The sequence below is a fragment of the Leeuwenhoekiella parthenopeia genome (genome assembly GCF_020782115.1).
Classification (GTDB): domain Bacteria; phylum Bacteroidota; class Bacteroidia; order Flavobacteriales; family Flavobacteriaceae; genus Leeuwenhoekiella; species Leeuwenhoekiella parthenopeia.
The window spans coordinates 97,560-113,010 of record NZ_JAJGMW010000006.1 but is presented as its reverse complement, the minus strand read 5'-3'; the positions used below and the strand labels follow the sequence as shown (position 1 = coordinate 113,010).

Sequence of the window (15,451 nt, the reverse complement as noted above, 5' to 3'; positions counted from 1 at the left end):
AACAGGACGTTATCGGCTAAATTGAGATGAAACCTGTTCCGCTTTGCGGCTTTCGCTGTAATCGTAGAAACCTTCTACCGATTTTACGCCTAATTTTCCGGCACGTACCATATTAACCAAAAGCGGGCAGGGGGCATATTTTGGGTTTTTAAAGCCTTCATACATGACCTCTAGTATGGCATGACATACATCAAGCCCAATAAAATCGGCCAGTTGCAGCGGTCCCATAGGATGAGCCATACCCAGTTTCATAACAGTATCAATCTCCTTAACTCCGGCAACACCATTATAAAGCGTTTCAATAGCCTCATTGAGCATAGGCATTAAAATACGGTTAGCCACAAAGCCCGGGTAATCATTAACCGGAACGGGTGTTTTGCCCAATTGCTCCGATAATTTGATTATATGATTGAGGGTGGTTTTTGAGGTAGAATAGCCGCTTATGATCTCGACCAGTTTCATTACAGGAACCGGATTCATAAAATGCATCCCAATAACCTGATCGGCGCGTTTGGTAACGGCAGCAATCTGAGTTATGGAGATCGATGAAGTATTGGTTGCCAAGATGGTTGATGGTTTACAGAACGCGTCGAGCTTTTTGAAAATATCCAGTTTAATAGTAAGATTTTCACTGGCCGCTTCAACAACCAAATCAGCTTCCGAAACACCCTCCTTTAAATCAGTTACCGGTTTGATATTGAGAAGGGTTTCATTTTTTTGTGCATCGGTAAGGATTTCTTTAGCAACCTGTCTATCCAGATTTTTGGTGATGGTTTCAATTCCTTTTTTTAGCGCGGCATCCGCAATGTCTATAAGATTTACTTTAAATCCATTTTGGGCGAAAGTATGAGCAATTCCATTACCCATGGTTCCGGCACCTATTACAGCAATATTTTTCATAAAAATGGTTATAGAGAATATCTCAGATTATTGAAATATTCTGGTTTTAGGTATATGTAGTTTAGTAAAAATCGACTTAAATCGAATTCAATTTGGGTAAATTTACGAATTTTTCAAGGCTCCAGGCTTCCGGTTTTTCTGCAAACAAGACTTTTGTATGAGACCAGGTCTTTTTAAAAAAATCAGAATTGCGATAATTCTCCAGAGCCTCTGCATTTTGCCAATGGCTGTGTGTAAAAAACATATTGGGATTAGAAGTGTCTCTTAACAATGCAAGATGTTCACAGCCTTCAGTAGATTGAATGATTTGTTGAGCAGCTGCGAAAAGTTTAATAAAGGCTTCAACATTTTCAGATTTGAAAGTCAACTTTACAATGCGAATAATCATACTATTCAAAATTTACACTTATCGTGTCTCGGTAGTCCAGACCAAATAGGGTAGAGGCACTGCCCACTGTGCTGGGATTGCTTTTGTAAATCGCAAGTTCAAGGTATCCGGAAGAATTGAACAAGGCGATTTTTTTTCCATCCTCTTCGCGCTTGGTTTTCTCAAGATCAAAGTTAATCGCATCGCTGTAATGCTGATGGATTTGTTTAAAATGAGCGCGTTTAGCCTGAATGATAAAGGAGCGTCCTTTACCCACATCTTCAAACAGGCGGCGCGTGATGTTTGTAATTACATTTCCGTAGTTATCAACATAGATCACGTTACCGATGATTTGTTTTTGTTCGCTGCTAATAACAGGCATAATACCGGTTATAGCCTTAATTTCCTGAATGGGTTTCCCAATAACCCCAAGTTTCCCGCCCCGTGCTATATGACAGGCAACCTGTACAAAAACATCAAGCTCTGTAAAATTGGTTTTTATACGGTCGTGGATATTGATTTCAACCAGCTCTTCGGGCATTATGGTGCGCGTAATCATAGACATAATCCCGTTGTTTGCACACACAAAATAATGCCCGTCTAGTTTGACCGCAATGTGCTTGTTTTCAGGATTTCGTTCCGAGTCAATACCTATTATATGAATGGTTCCTTTTGGGAAATTGCGATAGGCATTTTGAATGATGTAAGCTGCTTCGGTAATATGAAAAGGAGACACATTATGCGAGATATCAACAAGTGTCACCTCAGGCATTTCGCTATAAATTGCGCCCTTAACTGCACCCGCAAAATGATCTTTCAGGCCAAAATCAGTAGTCAGGGTTATGATGGGCATAGGTGGTTTTGTTGATATTTTTAAGGGGGATAGTAACTAAATTTGGTTACATTTGTTATGCACAAAACTAAAGATAATTAACTAGTTTTTTATAAAAATCCTTCCGCTTTTGAACGAACTTATCATCGAACTTTCAGAGATCACGCCCCGTGAATTTTTTGGTCAAAACAATGCCAATATTGAACTTCTTAAGAAGTATTTTCCCAAGTTAAAACTGGTTGCCCGCGGTAATACCATAAAGGCCTATGGTGATGAAGACCTCCTTGAGGAATTTGATAAACGCATCACAATGCTTTTAGAGCAGTTTGCCAAATACAATAAGTTAGATGAAAACAGTATCGAGCGTGTACTTACCAGTGAAAGTCGTGAAGATTACGAGACTTCGGCGGCCAGCGGTGAGATTTTAGTGCACGGGGTAGGTGGAAAAATCATAAAGGCGCAAACTGCTAATCAGCGTAAACTTGTTGATATCGCACGCAAGAATGATATGGTCTTTGCCGTGGGTCCTGCCGGAACGGGTAAAACATATACCGGTGTTGCTTTGGCAGTAAAAGCTTTAAAAGAAAAGCAGGTTAAACGTATAATTTTGACCAGACCGGCTGTTGAAGCAGGGGAGAATCTGGGTTTTTTACCTGGAGATCTCAAAGAAAAATTGGATCCATATATGCAGCCTTTGTATGATGCATTGCGCGATATGATACCTCATGAAAAGCTGGAAAGCTTTATAGAAAAGGGGGTAATCCAGATCGCTCCGATGGCGTTTATGCGCGGCCGCACCCTTGATAATGCCTTTGTAATTCTTGATGAAGCGCAAAATACCACCCATGCTCAAATGAAAATGTTTTTAACCCGTATGGGTAAAAACGCCAAATTTATGATCACCGGAGATCCCGGACAGATAGACCTTCCGAGACGCGTGATTAGTGGACTCAAAGAGGCCCTTTTAGTATTGAAAGATGTTAAGGGAGTGGGTATGATTTATCTGGATGATAAAGATGTGATCCGTCACAGGCTCGTAAAAGAAGTTATCGCGGCCTACAAAGCGATCGAAAACAGAGATTAAAACGCAATTTTTTAGCAATGTCAAATAAAACCATAACCCGGACACAGTTCAATTTTCCGGGTCAGACTAATTTTTATAAAGGCAAGGTTCGTGAGGTCTACAGCCTCAAGAATGATTTGTTGATAATGATCGCTACAGACCGCTTAAGCGCGTTTGATGTGGTGATGCCCAAAGGAATTCCTTATAAGGGACAAATATTGAATCAAATTGCGACTAAAATGATGCGGGATACCGAAGATTTGGTACCTAACTGGCTTTTGGCTACTCCTGATCCTAATGTCGCAGTAGGTAAAAAATGCGAACCCTTTAAAGTCGAAATGGTTATAAGAGGTTATATGAGTGGTCATGCTGCCCGCGAATACAAAGCCGGAAAGCGTATGCTTTGCGGAGTGCCTTTACCTGAAGGTTTAAAAGAAAACGATAAGTTTCCCCAGCCTATAATTACTCCTGCAACCAAAGCAGAAATGGGCGATCACGATGAGGATATTTCAAAAGAAGATATCATCAAGAGAGGTATCGTTTCAGGTGAAGATTATGCTGTGCTTGAGGATTATACCCATAAACTTTTTAAAAGAGGGTCTGAAATAGCAGCCAGTCGCGGCCTTATACTTGTTGATACCAAATATGAGTTTGGTAAAACAGCAGATGGGACTATAGTTTTAATAGACGAAATTCATACTCCCGATTCTTCTCGCTATTTTTATGCGGAAGGCTATGAGGAGCGTCAAAGTAGAAATGAACCCCAAAAGCAATTGTCAAAAGAATTTGTAAGGCAATGGCTCATAAGTAATGGTTTTCAGGGGCTTGAAGGGCAGAAACTACCTGAAATGACTGATGAATACATTGAGACGGTATCAGAGCGGTATATTGAGCTCTATGAAAATATCACCGGTGAAAAATTTGTCAAGGCAGATTTGACCAATATCGAAAAACGGATAGAAGATCATGTCTTAGATTATCTGAATTCTTAATAGTAAAATCATAAACCGAAAATAGTCTTTTCGGTTTTTTTGTGCGATGGAAAAACTCAATACCTTTTTTGAAAAGGCTTCCGGCTTTGTATGGGGCTTGCCTTTACTGATTTTACTCATTGGTGGGGGAATCTTTTTATTGATCTATTCGAGATTTGTTCCTTTTAAATATTTTGGACACGCGATTCAGGTTTTGCGGGGCAAATATGACAATGCCGATGACGAGGGTGAAATCACCCATTTTCAGGCTTTGATGACTGCTTTATCTTCAACAGTAGGTATGGGTAACATCGCCGGAGTCGCCGTGGCAATTGCTGCAGGAGGTCCGGGCGCTGTATTCTGGATGTGGGTCAGCGGGATCGTGGGTATGAGTACCAAGTTTTTTACGTGCAGTCTCGCCATTTTATACCGGGGAAAGGATGACAGCGGTAAAGTACAGGGCGGCCCAATGTATTTTATTGTCGAGGGCCTGGGTAAAAACTGGAAGTTTTTAGCCGTTTTTTTCAGTCTTGCGGGTTTAATTGGGGCTCTGCCTGTATTCAATGTAAACCAACTTACTCAGGCCGTTAATGATATTTTATTAATTCCAAATGGCATTCAAAAAGGTTTTTTTAATGATCTGGTCATTGGTGTAATCTTAGCAATGGTAACGGGTATAGTGATTCTTGGAGGGCTTGATCGTATCAGTAAAACCGCTTCGAGACTGGTTCCGGCGATGGTGGGCTTGTATTTTATTGCGGTTCTTTTTATCCTCTTTGTACATCTCGATGTAGTGCCGTATTACTTTAAATTGATCTTCACCGATGCTTTTGCGGCAGATAATTACAGGGGCGATCCTTTATTTGGAGGTGTTTTAGGAGCTCTTATAGTTTTAGGAATACGCAGAGGGGCTTTTTCTAATGAAGCGGGAATTGGTACAGCGCCTATGGCTCACGGGGCAACCCGAACAAATGAGCCTATACGGGAGGGGCTTGTGGCAATGATGGGACCTTTTATAGATACTATAATTGTTTGTACACTTACGGCAATGTGTATTCTGGTTACTGGAGTATGGCAAACTTCAGAGGCAAATGGCGTAAGCCTTACTGCAAAAGCCTTTAGCGACACCATGCCCGATTTTGGAACTTATATTCTTCTTGTTTGTATCGCGATCTTCAGTATTAGTTCTTTATTTAGTTACTCCTATTATGGTACAAAATGCCTTTCTTTTTTAATAGGAACCAAGTACAGTCATCTCTACAATTATTTCTATATCGCAAGTATTTTGCTGGGAGCTACTACTTCTTTAAGTCTTATGATCAATGTAATAGATACCTTTTTTGCCTTAATGGCTATACCTACAATGTTTACTACCTTGATTTTAGCGCCTAAGGTTATGAGGAAGGCGAGGATTTATTTTCAGAATTTGAAAATAAATAAAGCTTAAGTCAGGCATTATAGTTTAAAATAAAAAGGATCTGTTACTAGTGTACAGATCCTTTTTATTTTTTACGATGACAACAAGTTTAGCTTTGTTGAGAAGCTTGCATTTCTTCAGCCTGTCGCATGGCGTCTTCCCAGATTGTTTCCCAACCTATAGTCGAAATTTTATAAATAGTATAGATTAAGTATAAAATATTGATGATCAAAATAATAAGTGCAATTGTTTTTGCTGTATTCATTGCTTTTACATTTTGGAGGTCATAATTTTCCGGATAAATCTTGGCCTCTTTGAGTTTGGTATGTGCAATATAAAAGGCGATACCGGCAAGAATGAACCCTGAACCACCAAAACAGCAGCATAATAGTGCGAGAATCGCTAATACATAAACTAATGTGGTATTGAGTCTTTGTTGTTCCATTTTTAGTGGGTTAGTTTGATTATATAGCTCGTAATAATTGTAATTACAGACAAGATAGCTAAAAACGAGATAATTTTACCGGAATGTTTAATATCGAAAAAAAAATTAGCCCCAATTGCAAGAGCTAATGTGATAAGAGGAAATACTGCAGGATATAGAAAAAAAGCCTCAGCAAAATGGCCCTGTATAAGGGCCATTAAAGATCGTTGCATTCCACATCCCATACACTCAAACCCGAAGAATTTCTTGTTTAGGCAGGGGAGCATGTACTCTTCCAAAATTGAATTATTTTTTATTAAAAACAGATACTTTTTTGCTGTACTCAACATTGTCTCGTGTTACTACACGTACAACATAAATTCCATCACTCCAGGTATTTGATGGAATAGTTACTTTATTACTGGTACCTTCATTTATTTTTGATACTAGTAATTTACCGGTAATATCATAAACACTTATATCCTTTAATTCAGTTTCAAGAGGGTTAAGAATAGTAAGTTCTGCACGACCGTTATTTTGATAAACAGCGAATGATTCTTTTACCTCTTCAGCTAAATCCAGGTTTTCTTTATTGCCGTCTTTAAATCGAATTTCAAAGCGATCTGCATAGCTACCTTTTGGGAGTTCAAATTCATATGCTTTATTTAATATATCGTGATACTCGCCGGTTTGATTGTCATATAAGTATATACTTTCATCAGGTTCAAAATTTAATTCTAAAACCTGCATTTTAAATGTATTAGTTTCTTGCGCCCCGGTTACTTTCAGTGGCAGTGCTGCGTCAATACTATATGGGAAAATATTTATAACAATTGGTCTGGGCGCATCTTCAACAATAAAACTTACGTCAGAAGGTAAAACCGAAACATTATCTCCATCCCCAGCTTTATCAAAACCAAAAGTAGCTTCATCAAACATTACTCCGCTCATTTTTCTAAAGTAAGTGTTGTTTATATGAGTGGTTATTCTAAACTTTGGCATTACCAAGAAACCTTCATCATCATAGGTTAACCCACCAGCTTTCAAGTTTGTATTACTTTTGAAATTATTGTTTTTAGATTTTCTTTTAGGCTCTAACTTATTCTTAAATTGAGAAGCAGAGCTTTCGCTTTCTTTTATAAAAACTCGAAATTCATTCTTTGCAGTTACAACTCCGTCTGCAATAGCTTCTACGAAGAAACCCTGACCAACGGGAGCTATATGTCTGGGTATATCTTCTCCTTCTACACCGGTTACTACGGGCTGCAATTCCCAAATTATATTTCCATCTGTATCATATTGTAAATTTCCGCTAGCGTCATAATCCGGTACATAAGGATATGGGTCACCATTACTATCAGCATAAGTGGGATCGCCATTTGGTTCAACATAAATTGGATTTCCACTAGAGTCAATGTTTGGAACAGGCTCTAAAACACGTTCACCTTCATTGTCATACGCTATAAAGACAGCTTTCGAATATTCACCTGCACTTGAGCAGTCTAAAAGAGGAGAAAAAGTACCGTAACCACCCTGATAATCTTTTATATAATGAGATTTAACACTTGGGTCAGATTCCCAGAAATAAGCTGTACCGGTAATCGTATTATTTACTGCACTACGAGGTGTAGAACTCGATAGGCCAACACAATTAGCCAAATCAGTGTCGCTAGCGCCAGAATTGGATAATAAGTAAAAACTTAAATTCATAGCTGAAGGATATGGGTTTCCTACAAGAGTTAAATTATTATTAGCTACAGGAACATTAATAGTTCCATTATTTGGACGACCTCTAAAGTCAATAGGGACTATTCCCTTAGGGCTAGTACCATCGCTTAATCCCTTCATAGTAAAACCTTCTCCAGCCTTAAGCGGATTTGCCGAGGTTACTTTTTGCCAACTACCATACCCAGTATTTGCTACAAATTTATATAACCAATATGATGAAAGACTAAATTCATTCGCATTAACTACTGAACTATTAAATGCATTGGTAAATGTGACAGGTGTCGCGTCAATAGTACTAATGGCATCAGTTTGATATAAACCTCCAGAGCCTGAACTTCCCGGATAGAAATTTACATTTCCAGAATTGCCATTAGAAGAAGCACTTTTTCCGGGGTCTCCAACGGGTGATGTCCAGTAATGATAATCCCATTGATTTCGAGTGTTAACCTGATAAACAGAAACTATACCAGTACCGGAATTGGTAGACCCGTTGTTAGGTCCGGAATTATTGCCCTGAATTAACTGACCTTCATCACGCAAGTACAAATTCCCACCATCCTGATTTGGGTTACCATCCATACCTATTTCCTGAGTCACAAAAAGTATTTCACCTTTATTATAAACATAGGTTTGATCGGCAGCGGTACCCGCAGTAGAAGATTTGATGTGTAATTGCCCCATTGCAAAAGCTGGTAACATCAAAAGAATGATTTTGGAGTAAAATTTTCCCATAATGAAATATTTTTGTAAAGATAATCAAAATGAAATATAAAATAATCTTTTAAAAGATGATTACGTGTTTTTCATCGAATATTTAAAAAAATATGGCTCCAAATTTAAAGATAGGACAACGGGTTAACTTAATTGATGAAGCAATTTCCGGAACAATACTCCAAATAGATGGCGAACAGTTTTATATTCAGACTGATGACGATTTTGAAATTTGTGTAAAAAGGAGTGAAGTTGTTCCTGATAAGGCTCTGGAAGTAGATATTGATGCTGATTTTGCTGATCAATTGCAACAGAAAAGTGTAGACTTAAAAAGACAGAAAAAGCCTACAAATAAAATAAAAGGAATACTTCCACCTATGGAAGTAGATTTACACATACATCAGCTCACCGCAAATGAACGCGGTATGTCGGCTCACGATAAGTTAAACTTACAACTCAATACAGCGCAATCAAGACTGGAGTTTGCAATAGCTAAGCGTATACAGCGGGTGGTGTTTATACACGGAGTAGGTGAGGGCGTGCTAAAGGCTGAACTCGAATATCTTTTTTCAAGATATGAGCAGGTCAAATATTACGATGCAGATTACCAAAAGTATGGGTTAGGAGCTACCGAGATTTACATTCACCAAAATTCAGTCGGCTAGCGTTCGGGGGTTTCAGTGATTGTTTGGTCTGGAGCCTCTAAGTCTCCAAAGAATAAGGACTCCTGTCTGATAGTCTCTGATCCCGAGTTATTCACAAAAACCAGATTTTCCAGACTTATGGTGAGGGTAATATTTTCCAATACATAGGTATGCTGGCGGTATTCTTCTATATTATAATCTATTGCCACGTTTGGATTGAGATAGTCGGGGCCAATAGATTCATCTGTTTCAGTATTTAAAGGATTCAGTGGTCCATTTTCCGGGTTTGCTTCATTAATAGTTAAAACCCCATCGTTGTCATCATCAGGATCCATAAAATCAGGCAATTCATCACCATCTGTATTCAGTGATCCTTGCATATCTATTGAACCATCTTCGTTCAAAACGACTCCTTCCCGGCTCGTAGGCACATTGTCCCCATCATCATCAAAATCGTAAGTATTGGGTATACCGTCCCCGTCAAGATCGGTACTGTCGTTTAAAGTCTCTTCAAATTCAGCCGCGATGCCGTCATTGTCGTTAAAATCTCCCTGAGTTACAATGCTTAAATCACCTTCAGCGCTTGTGTATTCTTCTGAAACTGTGGGTCTGGCCGGCGGAATGTCCGCACAAAAATAGTCTGAATCTACAACATCGTTGAACAATCTATAGGAAACAAATGAGGAGCTGCTTTGCCCCAAATCAATATTAACCTCGCTTTGTTCTTCCAGTATCGGAATTTCTGTAGTAAATCTGAATGCCAAAGCCTCAAAGGTTTCCGGATTTATTTTGTAGAAAATATAATTGGTTGAAGCGGTCTCATTGTTGTCAACAGTTGAGCAATAGTTTACCGGTAAATCGGTAAAGTCAAATGAAGTAACAATTAAGTCACCATCATCACAGGAAACCATTCCAATTAGCAACAAGAATACCAGTCCAATTTTTTTCATATCTCAATAGATCTTTAGCGCAAAAATACTCGAATTGGTTTTTACAGGGCGTTCCGTTATCTAATAATTTTATTCTGGCTATTTTTGCACCCTCTAAATTAGTCTTATGAATCAGGTGTATTTTGATAATGCAGCAACTACTGCATTACGCCCCGAAGTTATAGATCGCATGGTTGAAGTAATGCGGGAGGTGCCCGGCAATCCCTCGTCAACCCACGCTGTAGGCCGAAAAGCCAAAAGCATCATCGAACAGGCGCGTAAAACAATTGCCAATTATCTACACGTCTCTCCGGCTGAAATCATTTTCACATCGGGAGGCACCGAAGCAGACAATCTCATCATTAACAGCGCGATACGTGATCTGGACGTCAAGCACATCATCACCAGTCCCATCGAGCATCATGCTGTACTGCACACGGTAGAACATCTGGAAGAACGCTTTCAGGTTATGGTTTCTATGGTACGTATTAAGGAATGTGGCAGCGTCGATTTGGATCACCTCGAAGAATTGCTTCAGTCTTCAGGTACCAAAACATTGATAAGCCTGATGCACATCAATAACGAAATAGGAAACTTGCTTGATCTGGAGCAGGTAAGCAATCTGGCCAGGACTTACAACGCCTTATTTCACAGTGACATGGTTCAGTCTGTGGGGCATTTCGATTTAAATCTGAGCGAAATTAAGGTTGATTTTATAGCTGCGGCTGCTCATAAGTTTCACGGGCCAAAAGGAGTTGGTTTTGCCTTTCTGCGAAAAAACTCCAAAATAAAATCGCTGATTTTTGGCGGTGGACAGGAGCGTGGAAGCCGCGCAGGCACCGAGGCGGTGCATAACATTGCCGGAATGGAAACCGCTTTGATAAAAGCTCAGGAAAATCTGACGGAAGAGCGCAAAAAAATTGAGGAAATCAAATGGTATTTTAAAGAACAACTCGAAAAAAATATTCCCGGAGTAAGTTTTAATGGGAATTGTCACGACGGGAGTCTGAGTACCTACACGTTACTAAACGTTTGCCTGCCGGTACCGCCCGAAAAATCATTGATGCTGCTGTTTCAATTGGATCTTAAAGGAATTGCCTGTTCTAAGGGAAGTGCGTGTCAGAGCGGTAGCGATCAGGGAAGCCATGTACTTAATGCTTTTCTTCCTCAGGATAAGCTAGATAAGCCTTCTATTCGCTTTTCTTTTTCTCACGAGAATACAAAAGAGGAAGTTGATTATGTCGTGCAAAGCCTTCAGGATTTCTTGAATTAAGAGCTTCAGTTTTTTAAAATTTTGCGCTAACGCGAAAGTTAAACACCCGGGGTGTTAGGTAATTGGGTACTGCATATTGCTGTTGTGTCGCTGCGTCCCTCACAAAGGTGTTGGTTATGCTGTTTTGCCGGTCAAACACATTAAATATCTCAAGGCCTGCACTCAGTTCCTTAAATAAACCGCTTTTTTGGTTTTTAACGGAAGAATTAATAATCACATACGAAAATCCGATATCAGATCTGAAATAGAATGGTAATCGGGTTTGATACAAATAGGGGTCGGTATAACTGGGTGATCCTCCGGGAAGGCCGGTTTGAAAAACGGTATTCAAATACAACTTCATATCAGGAATTGTAGGTACATAATCCTGAAACAAAATTCCCAGTTTTAAGCGTTGGTCTGTAGGACGTGGGATGTACCCCCGGTCATTAATAGATTCTTCGGTTTTAAGAATACCTAAACTCACCCAGCTTTCGGTTCCGGGAACAAATTCTCCTGAGAGTCTTAAATCAAGACCATAAGCATAAGCTTTTGCACCGTTATCGGCCCTATAACGTATCCTTACATTTTCAAGCGTATACGCATTCACATCGGTAAGATTTTTATAATACAGTTCAGAATTTAGGGTAAATGGTCTTCCCCAAAGATCACAACTCCAATCATTTCCCGCGACCAGGTGCAGACTTTTTTGCGCCTTAACGTCAGGAACGACACGTCCCTGAAAATCCCGTAATTCCCTATAAAATGGAGGCTGTTGGTAGAGACCTGCCGAAAATCGAAAAAGCATATCGGTATCCCAATTGGGCTTGAGACTTACTTGCCCACGCGGACTCACAATAACCTGTGTGTTTTGCGGCTGATTGAGACTGTTTACAGTCCATAATTGCCCGCGTAAGCCCAGATTATACCAAAGTTCAGCGTCTTTTAAACTCAGTCTTTTACTGTACTGTGCATAAGCTGAAATGCGATTGATGTCAACCTCATTTTGCGCGCGAACGGCTGTAAAAGGTTCTAATGGAGCATCAAAAGGTTCGTAAGGCTGCTGATTGCTGAAACCTTCTAGTGGTGGTCTTACCGAAAATCCTGCCGAGTCAATAATCTCATATTCCTGCAATCGATCCCGAATAGATTCGTGGCTCCATTTTAATCCCCATTCAAGAAGGTTATTATCTTTTTGGTATTGTCCGCGATGTTGCAGGTTTACGATGAGTGCATCCAGTTTATTGCGGGCGTGTGTAAGTTGTGAGCCTATGTCTTCTGTAAAATCGACACTGCCGGCTGAATCACTTCCTATATCTGTATTCGGGACACCCAAAGCATACCGTGCCAGAATATCATAATATTCCTGTTCCTGAGTATGGTATGCTGATGCTATAAGTTTAAGATTAAGATTTTCATTGGGCTTATAACTTCCGGAGAGTGCACCCAGAGCGGTGGTATAACGATCCTCTTCCTGACCTTCATAATTTACGACAAGAGCGATTGGATTGGTTAATGTTCCAAAATTCGTCTGACGCGTTAGCGGCTCGTAGTTGTAGCGGTTACTACTCAGATTTCCCAAAAAATCCAACTGAAATTTAGTGTTGAAGGTATAGGTCAAGTAAGTTTGGAAATCGGTAAAGCGTGGTTTGTAATTGGTTTCGGTTTGTTTGGCATTTACCAAAAGTGAATTATCCCGATACCGGGCACCTGCAAGGGCAGTGAACTTTTTATTTTTTGAAAGTCCTTCCGCAGAGACCGATAAGCCTAAAAGACTTAAATCTGCTGTCGCCGCAAAATCAACAGGCCTGCGATAGGTAATGTCTAAAACGGAAGAAAGTTTATCCCCGTATTTGGCCTGAAACCCACCTGCACTAAAATCGATATCACGTACTAAATCTGCATTCACAATGCTAAAACCTTCCTGTTGTCCCGAGCGTATGAGAAAAGGGCGGTAGACTTCAATGTCGTTTATGTAGATTAAGTTTTCATCATAATTGCCGCCGCGCACAGCATATTGCGTGCTGAGCTCATTGTTAGAACTAACACCGGGGAGCGTTTGCAGCAGGTTTTCAACTCCGGGGTTGGCTCCGGGGATTTTCCGTACTGTTTCGGGGTCGAGACTTGTGATGCCTTCAATCTGATCTCTGTTGTCTCCCGAAATAATCACTGTTGATATTTGTTCAACAGCTACTTTGAGCACCGGATTGAATTCAAAAATTTCACCTTCCTTAAGCCGGAATTGCTGCCTTACCGGCATAAAGCCGATGTGCGTAAACAGTACTTCAACAACTGTATTTGCGGGAATCTTTAGGGTGTAAAAGCCGGTTTCTGTACTTGTAGTTCCTCTTCCAACAGTGCTGATGTTGGTTTGTTCTAAGGGCTTTTCATTTTCCCCAAATACAATTCCGGTTAGCGTGGCTTCCTGTGCACGTATAGTCTGTGTTGCCAGAATCAGAATACCGGTAAGAAGATATACGAGACGCTTCAATACGATTATTTTCGGTAAAAAGTTGCGCTAAAAGTAGTGCTATTTCCTACATTATCGGTCACAATCAGTTTAAAATCATTTGCTCCGCTTACACTGATTCCATCTTCAAAAAAATAGCGAAGCCTGTTGTTTTTGTATTCATATTCGAGCAAAGCAAATTTTCCATTGATGGTTGCTCTATAGCTTTTTATGCCGGTATCCCTGTCGCTAATTTTGAAATCGATATGCTTCAGCTCAGAAATCCACTTTCCATCCTTAAAGTCGAGCGATTCTATGCTGGGCCCAGTCGTGTCAAGACCCATTTTAAAATCTCCCAGGCTGTTTACGGTTGCAGAAAGTTCATCTCCATTTAGGGTCGCGCCTTCGTAACTTAACAAACCGCGGCTGTTTACCCTGCCAATATACAAGCGTTCGCGATCCTGTGGTTTAAATGCCGAAACATCATAACCCAGGCGTATGTATTCGTGAACGGGAATCGTATCCTGATCGAGGTGCAGGGCATCTGTATTTGCTTTGATGTCCAGATAGTAATCATCGTAAAAGGCACCTTTTGGGATAAAAAGCGACCAGGAGCCAACTTCAAAATTTTGAGCCGTTTCAGGCTGCACCAGATAAGATGTTTCTTTAGGCATGAAAGGATTTACAGTATTTACTTTTTGAATAGTTATGGGAACGGTGAGTGTCTTGGTATTTCCGGGCAGATCTGAAATTTTGATGGTATACAAAGCAGAACCTCCTTCTTTTGACAGATTGAGGATTCCTTTGTTCTGCTCCATTTTAAAAATGCTTAGCGGATTGTTGCGCTCTATAAACAGCTTTTGAACGCGATCCCTTTCAGATTCAAATAGGGCATAGTCGATCATTCTGTTCAGATAGCGGGTTTCGGCAAAGGAAAACTTGTCCATTTCGACCTCCAGCGTTTTAGACCCGTTTAAGCGAGTTTCAATTTTATAAATCCCGTTGCTGTTGGGTGAGCCATCCTGCCGGTCGATGGTCCCGATAGCAAAACCTATTGGCCCGTACGCGGTTACTTTTTCGCTTAAAAAGTTTCCATCGGGTTGTTTGGTGTACTTTAATCGCACTTTGTTTCTCGAGTTATTTACGGTACTGGTATCTGAAAGTGCATAAACCAAAAGATCGTTGATAATCGGTGCGCTGTGATCGGGAACTTCAACGCCAAAGAGTTGGGCGTTCATAGGGCGCTCATTCTTATCGCGAATTTCAAAATGCACGTGCGGGCCACCGCTGCTTCCGGTATTTCCGCTGTAGGCGACCAGCTGACCCTGATCTACCGGCAATTCGTCCGGATTCGGAAATAACTCAATCTCATAGCTTTCCGCCTCGTACTGTTTTGTTTTTACATAGTCTTTCACAACCCCCGCAAAAGCATCCAGATGACCGTAAACTGTGACGTACCCGTTGGGATGGGTTATGTACAGCGCTTTTCCGTAACCGTAATGCGAAATTTTGATTCGGCTTACGTAACCTGATGCGCTGGCCACCACATCAAGACCGGTGCGCCCCTGAGTTTTAATATCCAGACCGCTGTGAAAATGATTACTCCTTAATTCGCCAAATGATCCTGCAAGAAGGGTGGGGATTTTTAGGGGTTTGATGAAGTAATTTTGAGGTATTTCTTCCTGAGCGAAAGAAATTAACGTACTAAGAAGAATAAAGAGGCTAAATAATTTTTGCACAGATTTTAAAATATTGAATTCCGCA

The 15,451-nt window shown here is 40.3% G+C and carries 14 protein-coding genes; 5 read left to right on the top strand and 9 right to left on the bottom strand.

Translation table 11 applies throughout. From position 1 onward, the window contains the following. Nucleotides 1-9 precede the first annotated feature (9 nt). The 3 genes from LLW17_RS06450 to LLW17_RS06440 all read right to left on the bottom strand — a co-directional run bounded on the left by LLW17_RS06450 (nt 10) and on the right by LLW17_RS06440 (nt 2,120). Nucleotides 10-900 carry a 3-hydroxyacyl-CoA dehydrogenase family protein gene (locus LLW17_RS06450; RefSeq protein WP_228229442.1) on the bottom strand — a complete coding sequence of 297 codons (891 nt, stop codon included), beginning with the start codon at nt 898-900 and terminating at the stop codon, nt 10-12. Between the two features lie 76 nt (nt 901-976). Beyond that, complete coding sequence (locus LLW17_RS06445) at nt 977-1,288, bottom strand: putative quinol monooxygenase (RefSeq protein WP_228229441.1); 312 nt, start codon at nt 1,286-1,288, stop codon at nt 977-979. 1 nt (nt 1,289) lies between these two features. Further along, the gene (locus tag LLW17_RS06440; protein ID WP_228229440.1) at nt 1,290-2,120 is read right to left on the bottom strand and encodes an SAM hydrolase/SAM-dependent halogenase family protein; all 831 of its coding nucleotides are present in this window, start codon (nt 2,118-2,120) and stop codon (nt 1,290-1,292) included. 109 nt (nt 2,121-2,229) lie between these two features. Here LLW17_RS06440 and LLW17_RS06435 point away from each other — a divergent pair, with 109 nt between their 5' ends. From LLW17_RS06435 to LLW17_RS06425, 3 genes are read left to right on the top strand one after another with little or no spacing between them, the layout of a single operon-like run. Next, on the top strand, nt 2,230-3,183 hold the full coding sequence (locus LLW17_RS06435) for a PhoH family protein (RefSeq protein ID WP_228229439.1): 954 nt from the start codon (nt 2,230-2,232) through the stop codon (nt 3,181-3,183). Between the two features lie 17 nt (nt 3,184-3,200). Continuing rightward, complete coding sequence (locus LLW17_RS06430) at nt 3,201-4,154, top strand: phosphoribosylaminoimidazolesuccinocarboxamide synthase (protein ID WP_228229438.1); 954 nt, start codon at nt 3,201-3,203, stop codon at nt 4,152-4,154. A 46-nt stretch (nt 4,155-4,200) separates the two neighbouring features. After that, nucleotides 4,201-5,580, top strand: coding sequence for an alanine/glycine:cation symporter family protein (locus tag LLW17_RS06425; protein WP_228229437.1), 1,380 nt, complete (start codon nt 4,201-4,203; stop codon nt 5,578-5,580). 79 nt (nt 5,581-5,659) lie between these two features. On the opposite strand, the gene LLW17_RS06420 is transcribed toward LLW17_RS06425, so the two are convergent. Genes LLW17_RS06420 through LLW17_RS06410 form a run of 3 tightly spaced genes read right to left on the bottom strand, consistent with a single transcriptional unit; the run spans nt 5,660 to nt 8,434 of the window. Further along, nucleotides 5,660-5,995, bottom strand: a complete 336-nt coding sequence (locus LLW17_RS06420) for a CCC motif membrane protein (RefSeq protein ID WP_228229436.1) — start codon at nt 5,993-5,995, stop codon at nt 5,660-5,662. A gap of 2 nt (nt 5,996-5,997) precedes the next feature. Beyond that, nucleotides 5,998-6,261, bottom strand: coding sequence for a DUF2752 domain-containing protein (locus LLW17_RS06415; protein ID WP_350355199.1), 264 nt, complete (start codon nt 6,259-6,261; stop codon nt 5,998-6,000). A gap of 19 nt (nt 6,262-6,280) precedes the next feature. Then, on the bottom strand, nt 6,281-8,434 hold the full coding sequence (locus tag LLW17_RS06410; protein WP_228229434.1) for a DUF8693 domain-containing protein: 2,154 nt from the start codon (nt 8,432-8,434) through the stop codon (nt 6,281-6,283). A gap of 92 nt (nt 8,435-8,526) precedes the next feature. On the opposite strand from LLW17_RS06410, the gene LLW17_RS06405 reads away from it, so the two are divergent. After that, a complete protein-coding gene (locus LLW17_RS06405) occupies nt 8,527-9,078 on the top strand; it encodes a DUF8465 domain-containing protein (protein WP_228229433.1) in 552 nt (183 codons plus the stop codon). Here LLW17_RS06405 and LLW17_RS06400 read toward each other — a convergent pair. Next, nucleotides 9,075-10,007, bottom strand: a complete 933-nt coding sequence (locus LLW17_RS06400) for a hypothetical protein (protein ID WP_228229432.1) — start codon at nt 10,005-10,007, stop codon at nt 9,075-9,077. The two genes, LLW17_RS06405 and LLW17_RS06400, sit on opposite strands and share 4 nt — an antisense overlap. A gap of 106 nt (nt 10,008-10,113) precedes the next feature. On the opposite strand from LLW17_RS06400, the gene LLW17_RS06395 reads away from it, so the two are divergent. Then, nucleotides 10,114-11,259 (top strand): cysteine desulfurase family protein, encoded by a 1,146-nt coding sequence (locus LLW17_RS06395; RefSeq protein ID WP_228229431.1) that lies wholly within the window; start codon nt 10,114-10,116, stop codon nt 11,257-11,259. A gap of 13 nt (nt 11,260-11,272) precedes the next feature. Here LLW17_RS06395 and LLW17_RS06390 read toward each other — a convergent pair whose 3' ends face one another. Next, on the bottom strand, nt 11,273-13,729 hold the full coding sequence (locus LLW17_RS06390; protein WP_228229430.1) for a TonB-dependent receptor: 2,457 nt from the start codon (nt 13,727-13,729) through the stop codon (nt 11,273-11,275). Between the two features lie 5 nt (nt 13,730-13,734). Continuing rightward, the gene (locus LLW17_RS06385; protein WP_228229429.1) at nt 13,735-15,426 is read right to left on the bottom strand and encodes a M23 family metallopeptidase; all 1,692 of its coding nucleotides are present in this window, start codon (nt 15,424-15,426) and stop codon (nt 13,735-13,737) included. Between the last annotated feature and the right edge of the window lie 25 nt (nt 15,427-15,451).